The organism is Prochlorococcus marinus str. MIT 9515, assembly GCF_000015665.1.
Lineage (GTDB): Bacteria > Cyanobacteriota > Cyanobacteriia > PCC-6307 > Cyanobiaceae > Prochlorococcus_A > Prochlorococcus_A marinus_P.
On record NC_008817.1, the window covers coordinates 1,256,828 to 1,277,637 of the forward strand.

Below are 20,810 nucleotides of genomic sequence, written 5' to 3' on the forward strand. Positions count from 1 at the left end.
TTTGGATTTAAATAATACTATAAATATTTATTTATAAATAGCAAAAATTATTTTCTTACTTTTTATCTCTATAAGACTTTTATTAAATTAGTTATTGTTCTATCCCAAGTAAAATTTTCATATTGTTTTAAAAGTTTTTTTCTTAAACTTATATACTTTTCATAGGGGTTAAAAATATCCATAAGCCAACTATAAACAATTAAAGGGCTTGGATTAGCATCAAATATTTTCCCGAAATTCGATTTTGGCAAAGTTGAAGAAATACCTCCAATATCGTGGCAAATGACAGGAACTCCAAGTATTAGACATTCTCTATTAGATATTCCAAACGCTTCAGCTTTTGAGAAAAGAGTGCCAAAATGCCAAGATTTTAATTCTTCGATAAAAAGATCTAAATTTAAAAACTTATCTATAAATCCAACATACTTCAAGCAGGGGTGGTTAGGTAAAGTATCCTGTTTAGGTCCAATTACCCTAATTTCAAAAGGTATATTATTTTCATTAAAAGTATCCGCTAAATTTATTAAAAAATCCCCACCTTTCCTTTCCCAATCTAGACCTATAAATCCTAATATAATAGGATTATAATCAGAGGGTTTTGGGGGGATTGTAAGCAATTTGCTTCTGTCAATTTCTTTCATATCTAAATTTGCCCCCCCAGGGACAAGAAAAATCTTAGTTTTATCAATTTGATAATCTTTGATTAAAGATTTAATCGCCCAATCTGAACGACAAATTATTTTATTAGCTCTTACATAATTTAATTTCTCTCTATTAATTATTTCTTTTTTATAAGAATTACTTATTAGTTTTGAAAGTTTATATTCATCAAGTATCTGATAAATTGTAGCATCGATATAATAGACTACATCCCATTTTTGGGGCCATGGATAACTGGGCAAAAGTGGATAAATACTTAATATACTTATTTCTTCATCATCTAAATATTTTATTTGCTTAATTAACTTGTTTGTATAAACGGCACTCCATTGAAACCCACGCGGTTTTCCATACTTCAATAATTGAGTAAAATTCCATATTGATTTCCAATATTTTAATTTTTGATAATCAAGACTAATCGCTTTATCAATTAATCCATATTGTTTTGCAGATTTAAAAAAATTATATGGTAATCCGCCATGAGTTGTATATGAATTAGCATCCCCATTGCAAATTAAATATCTTTTTTTTAATTTTGTCATTGAATATTATTATTGATATTTATTAGGATAATCCTTAAAGGGTAGAATCATATCTTTAATAGTAAAAAATTTATTGGAGAAAATTTTTTTTGTATTTAATCAATGGCTAATTTTTCATATAGATTTATATATAAAAAAACATCACCATAAAAACTAATTGTGAAAAATCTATATCTGTTCTATATAAAAGTATATGATCAATAATTTCCTAACATACATCAAAATCATTTTCAAAATCAGCATATTAAATAAGTGAAATTATTAGAGAGAAATTTCAATTCAAAAAGAATCTCAATACCTTTGTAAATATTCTTATTTTTAAGAATTAATATAATACATCCATCATAATTATATTTAGAGAATATCAAGTAATTTCAGATCATAAATCCTTAAAAATAATTTTTGTATATATAAAGTAAAAAAATTTTTAATTATTTTTTCTTAAAATTTTAAATAAAAAAAACTTATAAAAAAATTTGACTACTTGAAAACATAACGTTTTTGGAAAAAATAAGAAATTAATACTAATAAAGGAATAACGACTAATGCTGAAATATTTTTATTTACTCCAAAATAAAACAATAATCTTATAAAAACAAAGTTTAAAATCCAAAGTATGAAGGCTAATGCAAAATACTTTCTAAAGACCAAATTAGTTAGTTTATTTAATTTAAAAACTTTTTTTCCGTACAAATAATAACCAATGATGAAATTTATAATTTGGCTTAAAATTGTTGAAAATAAAATTGGAGTAAAAAATAGAGAGATTTGGAGAACAGCATTGGTAATTAAAAAATTTAAAAAACCAAAAACTAAAAATAATCTTTTTTGTTTATTTATTTGGAGATTGTTTAACATTCTTCATTTGATAAATTTCACTTAAAAAAATGCCTTAATTATTAAACTTCATTTATAGGTCTATTTATTATTATATCCTTCCCAAAGTCCATATATTAAACCCAATATTACTTATTTCTTCTCGATTTAAGCAAATTCGAGTATCAAAAACCCATGCAGGTTTTCTCATGACTTTATAAATACTAATCCAATCTAAATATTTAAAGTCTTCCCAATCAGTCATTACTAAAACTGCATCTGCGCCTTCAGCAGCTCCTAAAGCTGATTTAGATACTGATATTTTTGAGTCTTTAAAATCATCAAATTCTCTTAAAATTTGCTTTTTTTCAACTTTAGGGTCATAAAAATTTAATTCTGCTCCTTCCTTTAAAAACTCTTTAGAGATATTAATACTAGGAGACTCTCTCGTATCATTTGTATTGGCTTTAAATGAAAATCCTAATATTACTAATTTTTTATTTGAAAGAGTACCAAATAAATTCTTTATAACTAATGCAGATATTCTTTTTTGTTGCCATAAATTAATTTGAACTATTTGCTCCCAATATGCAGCAACCTCATTGAGTCCATAATATCTGCATAAATAAACAAGGTTTAAAATATCCTTTTTAAAGCAGCTCCCTCCAAAGCCTGGACCTGCATTAAGAAACTTATTTCCAATTCTAGTATCACTTCCAATAGCCTCTTTTACCTCTTGAATATTAGCTCCAGTTGATTCGCATAGAGCAGAAATAGAATTAACAGAAGATATTCTCTGGGCCAAAAAAGCATTTGCTACTAATTTGGATAATTCAGAACTCCATAAGTTTGTAGTGATAATTTTTTTTGTATCAACCCATTTCTCATATATATTTACCAGCAGATTAATAGCATAATTATCATCCCCTCCAATCAAAACTCTATCAGGATTCTGAAGATCATTTATTGCTGATCCCTCTGCAAGAAATTCGGGGTTTGATAAGATAGAAAAAGTTTTTTTTACGTTTTTATCTAACGATTCATCTGATGAAAGCAAAATATTTTTTATTGTTTCAGCAGTTTTAACAGGTAAAGTACTTTTTTCTACAACAATCGTATGATTTCTTGCAAATTTCGCTATTGTCCTTGTTGAAGATTCAATCCACTTCAAGTCACTCGCATAACCAGCTCCTATACCCTTAGTTTTTGTAGGAGTATTAACTGAAATAAAAATAATATCTGCATTTGCGATATTTTCTTCAACATTTGATGAGAAAAATAGATTTTTACCTCTACACTTTTCAACAATATCCTTCAATCCTGGTTCAAAAACTGGTAACTTAGATAAATCATCAATATTCCAAGAATTTATCCTATCAATATTAATATCTACTACATTGATTATTAAATCTGGACAATTCGCTGCAATTACTGCCATTGTTGGACCTCCAACATAACCAGCTCCAATACAACAGATATTTTTAATATTACTAGTTTTTGTAATATTCATATGATTCTAAACAAACAATTTTCTAAAAATATCAACTTATTATAAGGAAGTTTCATTAATATTAAAATACATGAGAAGAAAATAATAATTACAAAAATATATATTAATAACTTAAGATAAAGACTCGTCAGTTATATAATTCTTTTTGATGATTAAAAAAAATAGAAATTTAATTACTGGTGGGAGTGGTTTTCTCGGCTCACATCTTGCTAACAATTTGCTTAAAAAAGGAGAAGAAGTAATATGTCTCGATAATTTTTTTACAGGTACAAAGAAAAATATACATCATTTGTTAAAAGATCCGAATTTCGAATTAATCAGACATGATGTCACTGAACCAATAAAATTAGAGGTAGACAAAATATGGCATTTAGCTTGTCCAGCCTCACCTATTCATTATCAGTTTAATCCTATTAAAACCACCAAGACAAGTTTTATGGGAACTTATAATATGTTGGGATTAGCAAAACGAATAGGAGCAAAGATTTTATTAGCAAGCACAAGTGAAGTTTATGGTGATCCTTTAGAACATCCACAAACTGAGTCATATAGAGGTTCAGTGAATACTACAGGTATTAGAAGTTGTTATGACGAAGGTAAAAGAGTAGCTGAAACATTATGTTCTGATTATCAAAGAATACATGGAGTTGATGTAAGAATTATGCGGATATTTAATACTTATGGTCCAAATATGAGATCTGATGACGGAAGAGTTGTAAGTAACTTTATTAAACAAGCTCTTAAAAATGAGAAAATAACTCTTTATGGTGAAGGTAAACAAACTAGATCTTTTTGTTATGTTGATGATTTAATAAATGGGATGATACTTTTAATGGAAAGTGATTTTCAAAGCCCAATAAATATTGGCAATCCAAATGAATTTTCAATAAGAGAATTGGCTGATATAGTAAGAGATTTAATAAATCCCAACTTAGAATATGAATTTAAAGAAATGCCTAAAGATGATCCAAAACAACGCAAACCATCCATTTCACTAGCTAAAAGTATCTTAAACTGGGAGCCTAAAGTTGAATTAAAAGAAGGGCTTTTAAAAACAATAGAATGGTTTAAATATAATTTATAAAAAATTTGATTAGTTAATTATGATTTTTAAAATTTAAATTTTTCTCCAAACAGCTAAAAGTTTTCCCTGAAAAACAACTTGGTCTAGGTTCAATTCAATTGGTTCATAAGCTGGATTTGCCGCTTCAAGAAATATTTTAGCTCCTCTCTTAGAAAAATATTTTAAAGTTGTTCCTAGACCAGGAACCATGGCACTTACAATCGTTCCATTTCTTAGACTGTTTGAATCTATAATAGGTTCCATCAAAACCATATCACCATCTGCGATACATGCATCAATCATTGAATCTCCATTAACAGTTAACGCAAAAACATTTTTCTTTTTCAAGACCTCAGAAATATCTAAGTTTTCATTAACATCAGAATAAGTTTCAATTAAGCCTCCTGCCGCAACGGATCCCATAACAGGAATACCCTCTATTACTTCATCTATTAGTTGAAGTGTTCTAGCTTTACCTTCTTGCCATGATATGTAACCCTTTTCTTGCAAATGCTTCAAACGGCTTTGTATTGGAGCTGGAGATTTTAATCCCATCGCCTGCATCATCTGTCTTATTGATGGACTATGTTGAAAATCTTTCATATACTCCTTTATCCACTCATATAGCTCATTTTGAGCATCTGTAAGATTATCTTGAGATGTATTTAACATAAAACAAATATACACTAATACATTTGTACCCTTTTATTGATTAGTTTGCAAGTATTCCTAGTGGAGAAGACAAGATAAAAGGGCTTGTTGAGCATGTAATCTATTTTCTGCTTGATCAAAAATTCTATTTTTTTTACTTTCAAATACTTCATCAGTTATCTCTTTAGATCTATATGCAGGAAGGCAATGAAGGATAATTGCTTCTTTATCAGCCTTCTTTACTAAATCACTATCAATAGTGAATCCATTAAAAACCTTATCTTTCTCTTCCTTTTGTTTTTCTTCTCCCATTGATGACCAAACATCTGTATAAAGAACATTCGCTCCTAAAACAGCAGTATTAGGATCATCAGAGATTTTCAATAAATTCTTATTATTGTATATTTCGTATGCTTTATTGATCACAAAAGAGTTGGGTTCATAACCTTTGGGACAAGCAATTCTAACTTCCACGCCTAATAATGCGCCACATAAAATAAGAGAATTTGCGACATTATTACCATCACCTATAAATGTCAAAACCACATCTTTGAAATCCGTGAATTCCTCTTGAATTGTTAAATAATCAGCTAATGCCTGACATGGATGTTCTAAATCTGTAAGAGCATTAATAACTGGTTTTGTTGACCACTTTGCGTATTCCTCCAAATCTGAATGACTAAATGTTCTAATTGCAATCACATCGCAATATCTGCCTAGAACTCTTGCAGTATCTTTTATTAGTTCTCCCCTTCCGATTTGTGAGGTTGTCGGATTGAGATCGATTGTAGTCCCGCCAAGCCTTGACATTGCGACTTGAAAACTAACTCTTGTACGTGTTGATGATTTATCAAAAATTAAACCTAATACTTTATTTTTTAAATCAACATTTAATTTATTATTTTTAAAATTTTTTGCAAGATCTAAAATATTGATAATTTCATCAGTAGAAAGATCCAAGCTTGATAAAAAGTTTTTGTTAGCAAGCTTGATAGGTTTTATCATTAATAATTCTAATAAAGTCTAGATTCTACTATGCAGGCATTTTAGATTCGGCGAGAAGATTTTTTAAGTCCTCACCTTCAATAACTTCTTCTTGGAGGATTTTTTGGGAAATCGATTCAAGTAAAGGTAAATTATTTCTTAAAATGTTTAATGCTGTCTCATGAGCATCATCTACTAAGTCTCTGACCTCTTTATCTATAGCCTGAGCTGTAGCATCACTAACAGATCTTCTAGGGTTATTACCGTTTCCTAAGAATTGTCCACCTCCTTGTTTATCATAAGCAAGAGGGCCAAGAATATCACTCATTCCAAATGTACCCACCATTTGTTCTGCTATATCAGTTGCTCTTTGAAGGTCATTAGAAGCACCCGTAGTTATTTTTCCAAATACAACCTCTTCAGCTGAACGACCCCCAAGAAGAGTCGCTATTTGACCTTTTAATTCGTCTTTTGAATTAAGAAATCTTTCCTCAGTAGGAAGTTGAAGTGTATATCCCAACGCACTCATACCTCTTGGTACGATTGATATCTTCGCAACTTTTGATCCTCCAGGCATTAGATGACCAACAATTGCATGCCCTACTTCGTGATAGGCAACAACTTTCTTCTCATCATCTTGGAGAACTCTACTTTTTTTCTCTAATCCAGCTACTACTCTTTCAATAGCTTCACTAAGATCTTGTTGTTCAACACTTTTTCTTTTAGCTCTTGCAGCTAATAGAGCCGCTTCATTAACCATATTTGCCAGATCTGCTCCTGCAAATCCGCTTGTAGCTTGGGCTATTGAATCCAAATCAATAGATTCTGCTAATTTTACTTTTTTAGTATAAATTTCAAGAATTGTTTTTCTACCTGACAAATCTGGTCTATCCACTAAAACTTGTCTATCAAATCTACCTGGTCTGAGTAAAGCCGCATCAAGAACTTCTGGTTGGTTAGTAGCAGCAAGAACAATAACTGGCTTGTCAGCAGATGCAAAACCATCCATTTCAGTAAGTAACTGATTTAGTGTTTGCTCTCTTTCATCATTACCACCAACAACACCCATTGAGCCAGAACGACTCTTACCGATAGCATCTAGTTCATCTATAAATATTATACAAGGTGCTTTTTTCTTGGCTTGTTCAAATAAATCCCTAACTCTAGCTGCACCAGCCCCTACAAATAGCTCAACAAATTCGGATCCTGAAATAATAAAGAATGGAACTTCTGCTTCACCTGCCACAGCTTTAGACAGTAATGTCTTTCCTGTTCCCGGAGGTCCGACCAAAAGTACACCTTTAGGAATTCTTGCACCAATATCAGTATATCTTTCTGGTTTCTTTAAGAAATCAACAATTTCCGTTAATTCATCTTTAGCTTCGTCGACACCAGCTACATCATCAAAAGTTATTTTCGATTCATCGTCAGGAACATAAACTTTAGCCTTGCTTTTGGTAAAACTCAAAGCACCTTGGGCGCCACCTCCACCCATACTTCTTCTTGCAAAGAATTGCAGCACCAAAATAAAAATCAAAGGAGGAACTACCCAACTAAGAATAGTTGAGAAGAAATTTGGTTTTTTAGGTGGAGCTGCTGCAAACTCAACCCCTTTATTTTCCAATCTTTGAGGAAGATCCATATCAAAAATTGGAGTGGTTGCTAATACTGATGGAGCACCTTCTTCAGCTCCATTCAATTCGTATCTAATTTGTTCTTGAGTAATATAAGCTCTCTTAACTTCGCCATCATTAACTTGGTCAATAAATAAAGAATATGGAACTCTTGGTATTTGCATATTTTGATTAGGGAACAAACTGCTGAATAAAAGGAGTGCTCCTACTCCAATTAGAATTATATTTACTATTCCAAATCTTCTATTAGGTTGATTATCGTCTTGTCTTATTGGCATGATTAGTGTTGTTTGTGAATATATTATAAACTAAACGAACAAGTTCTGTCCCTGTATAATTTTTTTTTGGGTAAGAACCGAACGGTATTTTAACTAGACAACTTTTTTATAATTAATGGCACTCTTTACAAAAATATCGTCCCCGATAAAGTTAATTTCAGATTTACATAAATTAAAGACTTGATCCATATCTGTAAATTCAAAATCAGAGAAGGGGTTCATGCTGCTTATACCTCCTAATATCTTCGGTGCGATAAAAGTCATTAGTTCTTGAATACAACCTGCTTTGATAGCTGAGGTTGCTAACTTAGGCCCACATTCCCATAAAACATTATTACACCCTTTTTTTGCTAATAAATTTGAAAGCAATATAGGATTATCAGAGGATAATTCTTCAATCTCTACACCCTCCGGAATTCTCTTAAGAAAATTTTTATCTGCACAAGAACTATCATAAACAACAAGAGTCTTAGCTAGGTTAAAATCCCAAAAATTAGATTTTTCTGGTAAATCTAAAGTTTTTGTGAACACTACTCGCAAAGGTTCGGGATTTCTTCTACCCCGAGAAGTTAGAAGAGGATCATCTTTTCTTAGTGTATTACCACCAATGACTATTGCATCAAAGCAAGCTCTATGAGAGTGAACTAATGATCTTGAATCTTTATTTGTAATCCATTTACTTTTACCATTTTTCAGACCAACCCTTCCATCCATACTCATTGCCCATTTCAAAACTCCATAAGCGTTATTAGTAATATTCCTATGAATAAAAGACTTATTTAATTCTGTCGATTCTTTTTCACATAATCCTAAATGAACTTCAATCCCAGAATCTTTTAGCAATTTTATACCTTTTCCTGAAACTCTTTTATCGGGATCTTCAATAGAAACAAATACTTTCTTTATCCCAAAAGAAATTATTTTATCCACACAGGGAGGTGTTTTGCCGTGATGGCAACAGGGTTCTAAATTAACATAAAGTATCCCATCTCTTGCATTTTTTTTTAAGTTATTGAAAGCCATTGCCTCTGCATGAGGCATCCCAGACTTTGAATGAAATCCTTCTGAAATAAGATTTCCATTTTTATCCAAAATTACTGCCCCAACCATTGGATTAGGATTTGTTCTTCCTTTACCTAAAGAAGCCAAATATATAGCTCTTTTCATCCATTTTATGTCAATACCATTGATTTCAATCATCTTATCGAATTAGTTATCAATCTAATGATCTCCATTCTTTTACTACGAAAGGAGGAACTGGCAAATCCGAGAAAACACCTGACAAAGATAATCTGAGTGGTCTATTTTTATCAATATTATTAATAAGTTCATTCAAATCAAATTCTGCGGCAGCTTGTCTTCCATCATTAGCTAATTCAGCATTTAATAATGTTTTGTCACTTAATAACCACTGTTTTCTTCCAGAATTAACTTGCAAATCTGTTGGATGATCAATTCTTAGATTACCAGGATATCCAATAACCCTTATGATTAATTTATCTTCAAAGAATGGCGATTTATACGCAACAAGTTGCCATGTTTCAAAATCTAGATCTCTCAAAAACTCACTACTAGCATTTATTAAATCTCCATTAATTTCTGTTTCTGCTATTTCTGCATGAACTTTTAATGGGTTAAAAACAAGCGCAATTAAAAGAGGAAGGGAAAGTAAACCTTTTAAAATAATTTTATTTAATTTTGAAATTTTGATCATTTTCAGAATCCATAAGGGCGTCTAAAGTTACTGCTGTTCTAACAAGGTCTTGGTATCTCTTAATAATTTTACGATTTTTTTCTATAACTCGGGACAAATTCGCGGTATCTTTATCAGAAAAATTTGATGTTAAATCACCAGAGTTTTCTTCTATTAACTCAAAATCACTTTCTTTGTTAATTAGAGTTAACAATATTTCGTGTAATCGCTTTCTCCTTTCTGACAAGTAATTTATTATTAATTTGTAAATACTAGGATAAATTGATTAAACACACAAATAAATTATATTATTCCTACTAAAATTCATGAGTCGGATAAAAAGAAAAATTCACGTAATAGGAATTAATTCTTTTGAATTTTTAGAGCTGCCCCTTAAATTACAAAAATTATTTAAAAAGACAGCTAATATTGCAGTTCCAAATACATATATAGGAGAAATAAAATTATGGGCAAAAAATAATACCAATAATAAAGAAAAATTATTTTTCGAAAGCAAAAGTGACAACAAACTAATTGATTGGCTTAAATCTCAAAAAACTGATGTAATTTTATTTTCTAGGGGTGATCCTCTTTGGTTTGGTATTGGGAGAATACTTCTAGAAAATTTTTCGAAAGAAGAATTAAGTTTCTATCCGTCAAATACATGTGCTCAATTAGCATTTAGTAAACTCAAAATATCTTGGCAAGGGGCAGCATATGTAAGTATCCATGGAAGAGATTCAACCAAATTCATTAAGGCTATGAAATCAAAGCCTTCAAGTATAGCGGTCATTACAGATTCAAATAACTGCGGTTTAGAAACAATTCAGCATAATTTATTAGAATTAAATTTAGAAAATTATTATGACTTTTGGATTTGTGAGGAAATAGGTTTTAAAAATGAAAGGATCAGAAAATTTAGCCTAAAAGAAAAGTTACCATTTGACATTTCTAATTTAAATATTGCTGTTCTCCTGAAAAGAGAAAAAGATCTTCAAAGAGAAGCAACTCCTTTATTTGGATTAAAAGATGATACTTTTAAAACTTTTGAAGATAGACCAAATTTATTAACCAAAAGGGAGATTCGAATTCAAATTTTAGCTGATTTAGAGTTACCAGAAAATGGCGCAATTTGGGATATTGGAGCAGGTTGCGGCTCAATTGGTTTAGAAGCATTAAAATTAAGGCCCAATTTAAAATTATTTTGTATTGACAAAAGAATTGGATCAAAAGAATTGATATTAGAAAATGCAAAAAGATTAGGCGTTAGACCTAAGGATATTTTTGAAGAAGATATAAATAATTTAATTGATACTAATAACATTAAATCTTTTAAAAAAGCTAGGAGAATAATTATTGGTGGCTGTGACAAAAATACTAAACTTCGAATTATTAATGAATTATCTAAAGATATGAATCATGGAGATATTGTTTCTATTCCTTTAATTGATATTCAAACCATTAAAGATTTAAGAGAGACTTTAAAAGTAAATAATTTCGAAGTAACTCTAAATCTTATTCAGACTTATAAAAGTTTAAGTATTTCAGGGGGAATTAGAATGGATCCGAACAATCCTGTATTTTTGCTTAAAGGGAGAAAACTAATTTAACTTAAAATTACTTATTAGGTTTACCCACATGAGGTAATCCCCAACCTAATTTATTTCTCAAAACTTGGAAAAATTCATGATCTTCAAGTCTTATAAACTTTACTGAATGTTTACTTTTTCTAATTAAAACTCTATCTTCAGGCCAAACATAACAACCGGCATTTCCATCAACAACCATAACTAACCTTTCAGGGGTTGCTGGGAAAACTGTAACTGGTTCTGAATCATTAAAAACTAAAGCCCTTGAAGCTAAAGAATGAGGAGCAATTGGAGTTAATTGAACTACTGGGCAATCGGGCGTAATAACAGGACCGCCAGCACTTAAAGAATAAGCTGTTGAGCCAGTTGGAGTAGAGAGTATAACCCCATCAGCAGATATATCGACTGGTGCATGTCTACCTATTGAAATCTCAAAATGGCACATACTCGTCAAAGGTTCTCTATGAAGAGCCATTTCATTTAAGCAAAGAGATTCCCATCTTCTTTGCTCATCTCTCATTACACTAATAATCAAACTTTTTCTTTCTTCTATTTCCCAATTACCAACAATAAGTTTATCAACTGCTTCCTCTAGATTAGAAAGATACGCTTCTGCAAGAAAACCTAAATGCCCAGTATTAATTGTAAGGATTGGAATTTTTGCAGGAGCTGTCTGTCGCGCAGCAGAAAGTACTGTACCGTCTCCTCCCAGAACAATCGCAAACTCCATAGACGAATCGAAACCTTCAGGAACACAATTCGAGTATCCCAAAGGACGAACGTGCTGATCAGGATTGGCAAAACCAACCATACCTCCAGAACTACTTACTCTTACAACTTCATAATTGGATTTCTCCAATTTTTTTTGAACTGAAATTGCTGTTTGAACAGCTAGTTCTTTACCATCATTGACGATTAGTCCAGCTTTACGTACCAATCAATAAATTACAAACTACTAATATTTTAATCTAAATTGATTAAGAAACCTAATTTAAACACTAATTATTTTAAAACTGTTCTAGGAATCTTAGATCATTAGTGTAAAACCTCCTTATGTCATCAATCTGATGTCTCACCATACAAAATCTTTCTACACCTAATCCAGCGGCAAAACCAGTATATCTTTCAGAGTCAATTCCTAATTTTTCTAAAACCTTTGGATCTACCATTCCACAACCCATTACTTCCAGCCATTTACCTTTCCATTGAACATCCACTTCTGCTGAGGGTTCAGTAAAAGGAAAATAACTAGCCCTAAATCTAACTGGAATGTCCCCAAAGAAAGTTTTTAAAAAAGTAAGTACAGTTCCTCTTAAATGACTAAAATTTATATCTTGATCTAGACATAAAACCTCTACTTGATTAAAAACAGGGGAGTGAGTAGCGTCGACCGCATCTCTCCTATAAACTCTCCCAGGTGCAATAATTCTTACTGGAGGCGGATTTTTTTCAAGATATCTAATCTGAACAGGAGAGGTGTGAGTTCTGAGTAAACGATTTTCATCTAAATAAAAAGTATCCTGCATATCTCTTGCAGGATGATTTTTAGGTATGTTGAGCGACTCGAAATTATAAAAATCACTCTCTATTTCAGGACCATTTTCAACGGAGTAACCTAGTCCGCAAAAAATATCTATAATCTCATCTTGTGTGGAAATCAAAGGGTGTTTATGACCTGAGTGGGTTCCTGTGGAAGGTATAGTTACATCAATTTTTTCATCTTTAATTTGTTGATCTATAGCGTCACTATTAAGTTGATCTTTTCTTTCAGTTATTAAATCTTGCAAATTTATCTTTATCAAGTTGGCCTTCTGCCCAACAATAGGTCTATCAACTGAGGACAATTTTCCCATAGTTTTTAATATTATTGATAACTCACCTTTCTTTCCTAGTAAAGAAACTCGTAGTTGATCCAATTCAGCATCAGTATTAGCATTTTTAATGTTTTCATTGGCCAATAAAGAAAGATTATTTAACTTTTCCTCTATTTGGCTTAATGATTCAATTTGACTCACTGATATAGTAAAAATAAGTATTTTCTTATCTTACTTAAATATCGTCCATAATAAAATGAAATAACCTATGGAATCGTTAAATATATTAATAAGTAATGATGATGGAGTTTTTGCTGAAGGAATAAGAGCATTAGCAAGATCTGCTTTAAAAAAAGGACATAAAGTAACTGTAGTTTGTCCAGACCAAGAAAGATCGGCAACTGGACATGGCCTCACTTTGCAATCTCCTTTGAGAGTCGAGAGAGCAGATGAATTATTTGAACCGGGTATTAAAGCGTGGGGATGTTCAGGTACTCCTGCTGATTGTGTTAAGTTAGCCCTATCAGAATTATTAGACAAAAAGCCTGATTTGATTCTTTCTGGAGTAAATCATGGGCCAAATTTAGGAACGGATATTTTTTGTTCAGGAACAGTTGCTGCAGCGATGGAAGGGACTTTAGAAAATGTTCCATCTATGGCAATTAGTGTTGCGAGTTTCAAATGGAAAAACTTTGAATTCGCTAGTGAAATCGCAATGAATATTGCAGAGCAAGCAATCAAGGATAATTGGCCAAACGCACTTCTTTTAAATTTGAATATACCGCCATGTGAAAAGAATAAAATAAAGGAATTATCTTGGACAAGATTATCAATAAGAAAATATAAAAACCAATTTTCCAAAAGAGAAGACCCAAGAGGAGATGATTATTATTGGTTAGCTGGTGAGGCTGTTTTAGATCTCAAATCAAAAGGTTATGGGCCTAAGAATTGGCCTAGTGACGTTTCTCAAATAGAAGAAAACAAAATTTCTCTTACACCTGTAGAAACAGATTTATTTTGGAGAGGCAGTTTAGACGTTTTGCCAAAAATCAATGCTTCATTTATAAATGCTTCTTAACAACCATAAAGAGAAGCAAAGTCCAAGGAAATGAGCTGCGATAACTTGCGTATTACTGAGTACTGATAAAATCTCAAGACCCGTAATAGGAATATCAGATGAAGCCGTGATAAGTTGACCAGTTGTTTGAGAGGATGCTTGTATAAATAGTGCTCCCATAAGTGCTTGATATCCAATTAAACCAAATAAAATTCCCAGCAAATCATTTATTAAGCCCCTTTTTATTAATTTGCTTGTTTGCCCTCTTGAGGGTCTAGCATTACTTGAAATTGCCCTGCCAGTTTTCACTATTAACCAACCTTGCCACAGACTAAAAACTAGTAAAATCAGGGATATTGTTGTTAGTGATAAGCCCGGAGTCAAACTTAATTGTCCTTCGCTATTATTTACAACATTTGAAAAAAGTAAAACAGCTGTTACTACAACACCTAGAATGGATTGAATCCAAAAACGTATCCAGCCAATGCGCCGCATTCCAAATGAAAGCGACTGAAAATCAATTTTGCCAGACATTCATTTGATTGAATAAACTACAATTAGTTTAAATTTGCCATCAAAATCATAAAATTGCACGTTATCTTGTGATCTCTTTAATATCACCTTCCGAAGTTAAGAATCCCACCTCAATAGCTATTGGTAGTTTTGATGGAGTACATGCTGGTCATAGACAATTAATTGACAGTGTTGTCAAAGAAAATAAATATACACCAACAATCGCAAGCTTCTGGCCACATCCAAGAGAAATACTTTATGGAGAAACACGCCTAAGACTTGATCTACCTGAAGAAAAACTTCCTATTCTTGAAGACCTTGGAATTGAACAATTAGTTCTAATTCCCTTTGATAAGAATCTCTCTAGATTAAGTGCCGATAACTTTATAAAAGAGATTTTGATCAATCAATTACAAGCAAAGAGTATTTCTGTAGGCGCTAATTTTAGATTTGGGTATAAAAGAAGCGGTGATATTAATACAATAAAACTTATCACTAGAGATATGGATATAAAACTAAAAATCATCTCAATTTTAAAAGACAATGAAGGAAGAATTAGCAGCAGTAGAGTAAGAGATTTATTACAAAAAAGTGATTTAAAGAATGCTTTAAGAATACTCAATAGGCCATACAGCTTTAAAGGGAAAGTAGTTAAGGGGAAAGGGATTGGGAAGCGCCTTGGATTTCCTACAGCAAATCTAGAAATAGATGGAAGAAAATTTTTACCTGGTGAAGGGGTCTATGCAGCATGGTCCACCATAAATAATTCTCCAAATAAAATCGCTTCTGTTATGAATCTTGGTTCTCAACCAACTATTGATCCTCTCTTGCCATCAGCCGTTGAAGTACATTTAATTAATAAAGATATCGATCTATATGATCTTAATTTATCGGTAGAGCCCGTTGAGAAGTTAAGGTCTCAAATCAAGTTTCAGAATATTGATCAACTCTCTAATCAAATTACTATAGATAGAGAAAATGCTTTAAAAATTCTTAATGAGCATAGTAAATAAAATTTTAATATGGAACAACCAAAAATAAATCAACCGGAAGACTTACGAATTTCTCAGATTATTGACGCCAATCTAGATAGAGCAAGAGAAGGATTAAGAGTCTTAGAGGACTGGGCCAGATTTGGCTTAGGAAATGAAGATTTTGTCATAAGAATAAAAAACCTCCGACAAATATTAGGTAAAAATCATTTAGAAATTTACAAAAAATCAAGAAATCATATAGAAGATCAATGTAAAGGGTTATCTCATATTGAACAAATCCACCGGAAAAGTCCCTCTAAAATAATAAGTTCTAATTCTGCTAGGGTTCAAGAGGCTCTTAGAGTTATTGAAGAGTTTTCAAGAAACCATAATAATAAACTTTCCAAAATAGCTTCTGATATTAGATATGAAATTTACACTTTAGAAATTGAACTATTAAATCTAAACACTCGTAAGAGAGCAGAGTTAATAATTAGAGAAAACAATTTATATTCGATAACAGATCATAGAGACAACTTATTACAAATAATTGAAAAAATATTGTTAGGAGGAGTAAAAATTATTCAGCACAGATTTAAAGAAGGTAATGATAAAAATCATCTCAAAGAAGCAATTCAAGTAAAGAACCTATGTGAAAAATATAATTCTTTGTTCATCGTTAATGACAGAGTAGATATAGCAATGGCATCAAATGCAGACGGTGTTCATCTTGGGCAAGAAGACATTGATGTAAAAACAGCAAGAAAATTACTAGGCAGTTCTAAAATCATTGGTGTTTCAGCAAATAATTCAACTGATATCAATAAAGCTATAAAAGATGGATGCGATTACATTGGTATTGGGCCAGTTTTTCAATCCTTAACAAAAAAGGGAAAAGAACCACTCGGGGTTGAGAAGATTAAAACTTTAATAAAAGATATAAACATTCCTTGTTTTGCTATAGGAGGTATTAACAAATTAAATATTTCTTGTTTAAAAAGTCATAGAATTAGCAAGGTTGCAGTAGTTTCAGGGCTACTAAATTCAGAAGATCCAAAAGAAGAAGCTATTATTATCTTAAAAAAACTTTCCAATGAAAATTATAGTTAATGGTAAAGAAAAAAATATTGAGATAGGAAATGAAAAGGCTTTACTCTCAAGCGCTTTAAAATTGCTAGGTTATAAACCAAAGACTATAGTCGTTGAAGTGAACGACTTAATTATCAACTCAAACAAATGGGATAACCAGATACTAAAAGAAGGAGACAAGCTGGAAATTGTATCCATTGTTGGAGGCGGATAAATAACTTATTAGAAGATATCTAAAAATCTTCATATTTTTTTAACTTTAAGCTCGAAACAATAACCCAATTTTCGAATTTTTCATTTTATATTCTTAATACTCCAAATTGAAAATGAAAGAAAATCAAAACCAAAATTCAAGATCATTGAAATGGGAGCCTAATGGTGAATTGGCCCAAAAAGATTTATCTGAATTAATTGAAAAATTAAAAAATGTAGAAGGAGATGACACCTCCTCAGAATTATCAAGACTAGGTACCAAATCGAACACAATAAATTAATTTTGTTACTTTGACCTTGTTTCCAGAAAAATTTATATCAAATTATAGTTACTGAATCTAAAACAATAAATGACTAAAAGATACCCAGAGTGGGTGAACACACAAGTTGTTGTAAAGGCTATAAAAATGCGAGAGGAAGGAATACTTTCCAAACAACTCAATTTATGGATAGAAAATCTACTAGAAATCGAAAAAAAATGATTAAACTCTTCTAGATTCTTTTTATGATTCTTAGGGCCGCCATTGCGGCTCCATATCCATTGTCTATATTCATAACAGAAATTCCTGGAGCGCAACTGGATAACATACTATTCAAGGCAGTTTCTCCATTCTTACTAACTCCATACCCTATTGAAACTGGAACCGCAATTATAGGTTGAGGTAATAATCCTCCAATAACAGTTGCTAGAGCTCCTTCCATTCCCGCACAAACTATAAGAACATCATATTTATTAATTTCATCTATCTGATTTAATAAACGATGAAGACCTGCGACTCCTACATCTATAAAAGATTGACACCTAACTCCATATAGTTCTAAGGATAATTTAGCTTCAAGTGTTACAGCCAAATCACTAGAGCCTCCTGCAATTATTGCTACTTTTTTGTTTGTAGAAATTTTGTTAAAATTTTCACCGACTATAAGACAATTCGCTTCTTCATAGAATATTGCCTCTTCAAATTCATCTAATAAATGAATAGCTTTTTCTTTATCAATACGAGTGATTAAAACTACTTCTTTTTTTTGTAAAACTTCTTTAGAAACTCTTTTTAATTGATCTACGCTTTTATCTGCACCCCAAATGGCCTCAATAAGTCCAATTCTTTCTCTTCTCTGAAAGTCAAACCTAATATCTAAATTCATCCTTGTTTAATTAACTCTCCTTCATAAATTAATTGAAAAGGATTAAAGTTTATATTCAAAGATGTTTTAACGTTTTCTTCGAATTTTTCTTGTATCTCATTTACTTCATTCATTGATATACTTTTCCATAGTTTTTTATTTTCCCAATTTACCAATATTAAAGCTTCTTCTTTTTCTTTATTCCAAAATATTTGTCTCCCCAGAAAACCCTCTTGAATAGATAGCCATGGCTCCCAAACTTCTTTTTCGGCTTGAAGCCATATTTTTTTAAACTCAGAAGGGATTTTTAGTCTTAATTCTTCTGTAACAAGTTCACTTTGATAAGTATCCATTGGAAGAGCTTTAAGGATTGGAGAATTGATTTGAGATAGAAAAATAAAGAGACAAATAAACAAAAAAGTAAGGTTTTTTATCTTCTCTTTAATTTTAAAGTTTATTTTCATTCTTTTTTCTCAAGCAATACTACAGAGTGACAACTAATCCCCTCTTCTCTACCCTCAGGACCCAATCTCTCATTTGTAGTAGCCTTTATTCCAATAAAACTATCTTCGATTTGCAAGATATCAGAAATATTATTCTTCATTAATTCCACAAAAGGTTTAATTTTTGGTCTTTCTGCCACAATAACACTATCAATATTATTTACTTCCCAACCTTGATTTCTAATTAATTCGATAACTTTAGATAACAAAAATAAACTATCTACATCTTTCCATTTTTGATCAGATGGAGGGAAGTATTTTCCGATGTCACCAAGAGATAGAGCTCCTAACAATGCATCCATTATTGAGTGGCTAAGAACGTCAGCGTCGCTATGACCATCCAGTCCTAAATCATCAGGGTGTTGCAATTTAACTCCTCCAATGATTAAGTTTCTACCCTTTACTAATCGGTGAATATCATATCCATTTCCTATACGGAATTTCATCATTTCATTTGAGTCTTCATCTATTCTCTTACTTTTTGGTGATTTTTTATAGTCTTCATACGAAATCAAGTCATTTCTTCTCTCTAATGTTCTTTCAAACATTTTTTGTTTACGCCATAATTCAATCTCTTCATGATTACCACTAACAAGAATATCTGGTACTTTCATTTCTCTAAAAATTAGAGGTCTCGTATAATGCGGATATTCTAATAAAGATGAATTATGACTCTCATCTATTAAAGATCTAGGATCTCCAAGGGTTCCAGGTAATAATCTTGTCAAACCATTAATTATAGTCATAGCAGGAATTTCCCCTCCTGAAAGTACATAATCACCTATAGAAACTTCTTCATCAGCCAAGCATCTAACTCTTTCATCAAAACCTTCATATTGCCCGCATATAATTATTAATTGATCTAAAGTAGACCATCTTAAAAGATCCTGCTGCTTTAAAACTTTACCTTGTGGACTCATTAATAAAGTTTTAATATTAGGTAATTTTTTTATTGAATCATGAGCCTTAAAAATCGGTCCTGGTTTTAAAACCATCCCCGAACCTCCTCCATAAGGCTTGTCATCGACTTGTCTATACGAACCTTCTCCGTATTCTCTTAAATCATGTAAGTTCACCTTGATTAACTTTTTCTCTAAAGCTCTTGTTATTACACCTAAATTATTTATTAATTCAAAAGCTTTGGGGAACAAAGTAATTACTTCAAAATTCAAATTAGTCATTTAGTAATCCACCTCATAACCGAACTCCATTAATTTAGATTCTTTTTTTCTCCAATTTGGTATTACTTTGACAAATAATTCCAGATGAACTGAGCCATTTATTAATTTCTTCATATTTGATCTTGCAGTCTGACCAATGGTCTTTAACATAGAACCCTTTTTTCCTATTAGAATTCCCTTTTGACTTGTTCTCTCAACAATGATCGTAGCCAATATGGCTGTAAATTTTTTACCATTATCTCTATTAATTTCCTTAATTTTTTCAATTTTTACCGCAACACTATGAGGGACTTCTTCTCTTGTATTGATTAATACCTGCTCTCTTATTAAATCCGCTAATAAATTATCTAAGGGTTGATCGCATATTGTATCTTCCTCATATAACATTGGTCCTTTTGGGAGAAAATTTAAAATTATATTAATCAATTCAGAGCAACCGTATCCTTCAGATGCACTTACAGTTTGAAAACTTTTACTAGTTCCAAAAACTTTTCTATATTGATCTAAACGAAGACTCTTGAATTCCTTATTCACCAAATCCCATTTATTCAATACAATAATAAATTCTGTTTTATTTGAAACTAAAAAATCTTTTATGTATTCATCGCCTCTCCCTGGTTCAACACTTGAGTCGAGAACTAAAATAACCATATCTACACCTTTTATTGCTGATTTGGCATTTTTTACAAGTATTTCACCTAGAAGATGATGAGGTTTATGGACTCCAGGTGTATCTACAAAAATTATTTGTCCAAATTCTGTAGTAAGTATTCCTTTTAATCTATTTCTAGTAGTTTGAGCAACAGGGGAAGTAATAGTTATTTTCTCTCCAATTAACTTGTTTATTAAGGTTGATTTCCCAACATTTGGTCTTCCTAGTAAAGTTACGAAACCAGATTTATAATTATTCAAAAGACTTTT

General features: G+C 31.3%; 24 protein-coding genes. 8 read left to right on the forward strand and 16 right to left on the reverse strand.

Going from position 1 to position 20,810, the window contains the following annotated elements; translation table 11 throughout:
• Positions 1 to 68: 68 nt before the first annotated feature.
• From P9515_RS06840 to P9515_RS06850, 3 genes are all read right to left on the reverse strand, one after another.
• Positions 69 to 1,202 carry a glycosyltransferase family 4 protein gene (locus P9515_RS06840; protein WP_011820722.1) on the reverse strand — a complete coding sequence of 378 codons (1,134 nt, stop codon included), beginning with the start codon at positions 1,200 to 1,202 and terminating at the stop codon, positions 69 to 71.
• A 480-nt stretch (positions 1,203 to 1,682) separates the two neighbouring features.
• Complete coding sequence (locus P9515_RS10120; protein ID WP_041710636.1) at positions 1,683 to 2,060, reverse strand: GtrA family protein; 378 nt, start codon at positions 2,058 to 2,060, stop codon at positions 1,683 to 1,685.
• Between the two features lie 70 nt (positions 2,061 to 2,130).
• Complete coding sequence (locus P9515_RS06850; protein ID WP_011820725.1) at positions 2,131 to 3,528, reverse strand: nucleotide sugar dehydrogenase; 1,398 nt, start codon at positions 3,526 to 3,528, stop codon at positions 2,131 to 2,133.
• A gap of 148 nt (positions 3,529 to 3,676) precedes the next feature.
• Between P9515_RS06850 and P9515_RS06855 the strand changes: the two genes are divergently transcribed.
• A complete protein-coding gene (locus P9515_RS06855; RefSeq protein ID WP_011820726.1) occupies positions 3,677 to 4,612 on the forward strand; it encodes a UDP-glucuronic acid decarboxylase family protein in 936 nt (311 codons plus the stop codon).
• Positions 4,613 to 4,645: 33 nt separating this feature from the next.
• Here the strand turns inward: P9515_RS06855 and lexA are convergent, their stop codons facing one another.
• The 6 genes from lexA to P9515_RS06885 form a co-directional block, all read right to left on the reverse strand.
• A complete protein-coding gene (gene lexA, locus P9515_RS06860) occupies positions 4,646 to 5,263 on the reverse strand; it encodes a transcriptional repressor LexA (RefSeq protein WP_041710637.1) in 618 nt (205 codons plus the stop codon).
• Positions 5,264 to 5,320: 57 nt separating this feature from the next.
• On the reverse strand, positions 5,321 to 6,247 hold the full coding sequence (gene argF / locus P9515_RS06865; protein WP_011820728.1) for an ornithine carbamoyltransferase: 927 nt from the start codon (positions 6,245 to 6,247) through the stop codon (positions 5,321 to 5,323).
• A 28-nt stretch (positions 6,248 to 6,275) separates the two neighbouring features.
• Positions 6,276 to 8,138, reverse strand: coding sequence for an ATP-dependent zinc metalloprotease FtsH (gene ftsH, locus P9515_RS06870; RefSeq protein WP_011820729.1), 1,863 nt, complete (start codon positions 8,136 to 8,138; stop codon positions 6,276 to 6,278).
• A 93-nt stretch (positions 8,139 to 8,231) separates the two neighbouring features.
• Positions 8,232 to 9,338, reverse strand: coding sequence for a bifunctional diaminohydroxyphosphoribosylaminopyrimidine deaminase/5-amino-6-(5-phosphoribosylamino)uracil reductase RibD (gene ribD, locus P9515_RS06875; RefSeq protein WP_011820730.1), 1,107 nt, complete (start codon positions 9,336 to 9,338; stop codon positions 8,232 to 8,234).
• Between the two features lie 16 nt (positions 9,339 to 9,354).
• Entirely contained in the window at positions 9,355 to 9,852 is a 498-nt protein-coding gene (locus tag P9515_RS06880) for a DUF3122 domain-containing protein (RefSeq protein WP_011820731.1), read from the reverse strand.
• The gene (locus tag P9515_RS06885; RefSeq protein WP_011820732.1) at positions 9,827 to 10,078 is read right to left on the reverse strand and encodes a hypothetical protein; all 252 of its coding nucleotides are present in this window, start codon (positions 10,076 to 10,078) and stop codon (positions 9,827 to 9,829) included. The genes P9515_RS06880 and P9515_RS06885 overlap by 26 nt, the downstream gene beginning before the upstream one ends.
• Before the next feature lie 79 nt (positions 10,079 to 10,157).
• On the opposite strand from P9515_RS06885, the gene P9515_RS06890 reads away from it, so the two are divergent.
• Positions 10,158 to 11,441 carry a bifunctional cobalt-precorrin-7 (C(5))-methyltransferase/cobalt-precorrin-6B (C(15))-methyltransferase gene (locus tag P9515_RS06890; protein ID WP_011820733.1) on the forward strand — a complete coding sequence of 428 codons (1,284 nt, stop codon included), beginning with the start codon at positions 10,158 to 10,160 and terminating at the stop codon, positions 11,439 to 11,441.
• A gap of 7 nt (positions 11,442 to 11,448) precedes the next feature.
• Here the strand turns inward: P9515_RS06890 and P9515_RS06895 are convergent, their stop codons facing one another.
• Positions 11,449 to 12,357 carry an NAD(+) kinase gene (locus tag P9515_RS06895; RefSeq protein ID WP_011820734.1) on the reverse strand — a complete coding sequence of 303 codons (909 nt, stop codon included), beginning with the start codon at positions 12,355 to 12,357 and terminating at the stop codon, positions 11,449 to 11,451.
• Between the two features lie 70 nt (positions 12,358 to 12,427).
• Positions 12,428 to 13,378 carry a phenylalanine--tRNA ligase subunit alpha gene (pheS, locus tag P9515_RS06900; RefSeq protein ID WP_476726655.1) on the reverse strand — a complete coding sequence of 317 codons (951 nt, stop codon included), beginning with the start codon at positions 13,376 to 13,378 and terminating at the stop codon, positions 12,428 to 12,430.
• A 124-nt stretch (positions 13,379 to 13,502) separates the two neighbouring features.
• On the opposite strand from pheS, the gene surE reads away from it, so the two are divergent.
• Complete coding sequence (surE, locus tag P9515_RS06905; RefSeq protein ID WP_011820736.1) at positions 13,503 to 14,312, forward strand: 5'/3'-nucleotidase SurE; 810 nt, start codon at positions 13,503 to 13,505, stop codon at positions 14,310 to 14,312.
• Here surE and P9515_RS06910 read toward each other — a convergent pair.
• A complete protein-coding gene (locus P9515_RS06910) occupies positions 14,292 to 14,825 on the reverse strand; it encodes a DUF3611 family protein (protein ID WP_011820737.1) in 534 nt (177 codons plus the stop codon). The genes surE and P9515_RS06910 overlap by 21 nt on opposite strands.
• A 68-nt stretch (positions 14,826 to 14,893) precedes the next feature.
• Between P9515_RS06910 and P9515_RS06915 the strand changes: the two genes are divergently transcribed.
• The 5 genes from P9515_RS06915 (at position 14,894) to P9515_RS10080 (ending at position 17,562) form a co-directional block, all read left to right on the forward strand.
• Positions 14,894 to 15,817, forward strand: coding sequence for a bifunctional riboflavin kinase/FAD synthetase (locus tag P9515_RS06915; RefSeq protein WP_011820738.1), 924 nt, complete (start codon positions 14,894 to 14,896; stop codon positions 15,815 to 15,817).
• A 9-nt stretch (positions 15,818 to 15,826) separates the two neighbouring features.
• On the forward strand, positions 15,827 to 16,888 hold the full coding sequence (locus P9515_RS06920) for a thiamine phosphate synthase (RefSeq protein WP_011820739.1): 1,062 nt from the start codon (positions 15,827 to 15,829) through the stop codon (positions 16,886 to 16,888).
• Positions 16,872 to 17,081: a sulfur carrier protein ThiS gene (thiS, locus tag P9515_RS06925; RefSeq protein WP_011820740.1), complete on the forward strand. Its 210-nt coding sequence runs from the start codon at positions 16,872 to 16,874 to the stop codon at positions 17,079 to 17,081. Before P9515_RS06920 ends, thiS begins: the two co-directional genes overlap by 17 nt.
• Before the next feature lie 112 nt (positions 17,082 to 17,193).
• Positions 17,194 to 17,361: a hypothetical protein gene (locus P9515_RS09815; protein WP_187146019.1), complete on the forward strand. Its 168-nt coding sequence runs from the start codon at positions 17,194 to 17,196 to the stop codon at positions 17,359 to 17,361.
• Between the two features lie 69 nt (positions 17,362 to 17,430).
• Entirely contained in the window at positions 17,431 to 17,562 is a 132-nt protein-coding gene (locus P9515_RS10080) for a hypothetical protein (RefSeq protein WP_011820742.1), read from the forward strand.
• Positions 17,563 to 17,572: 10 nt separating this feature from the next.
• Here P9515_RS10080 and larB read toward each other — a convergent pair whose 3' ends face one another.
• From larB to era, 4 genes are read right to left on the reverse strand one after another with little or no spacing between them, the layout of a single operon-like run.
• Complete coding sequence (gene larB, locus P9515_RS06930; protein ID WP_011820743.1) at positions 17,573 to 18,226, reverse strand: nickel pincer cofactor biosynthesis protein LarB; 654 nt, start codon at positions 18,224 to 18,226, stop codon at positions 17,573 to 17,575.
• Positions 18,223 to 18,669 (reverse strand): TIGR03792 family protein, encoded by a 447-nt coding sequence (locus P9515_RS06935; protein ID WP_011820744.1) that lies wholly within the window; start codon positions 18,667 to 18,669, stop codon positions 18,223 to 18,225. Before P9515_RS06935 ends, larB begins: the two co-directional genes overlap by 4 nt.
• Positions 18,666 to 19,889 (reverse strand): tRNA (guanosine(37)-N1)-methyltransferase TrmD, encoded by a 1,224-nt coding sequence (trmD, locus tag P9515_RS09435; protein ID WP_011820745.1) that lies wholly within the window; start codon positions 19,887 to 19,889, stop codon positions 18,666 to 18,668. Before trmD ends, P9515_RS06935 begins: the two co-directional genes overlap by 4 nt.
• Positions 19,890 to 20,801, reverse strand: coding sequence for a GTPase Era (gene era / locus P9515_RS06950; RefSeq protein ID WP_011820746.1), 912 nt, complete (start codon positions 20,799 to 20,801; stop codon positions 19,890 to 19,892).
• Positions 20,802 to 20,810: the final 9 nt, after the last annotated feature.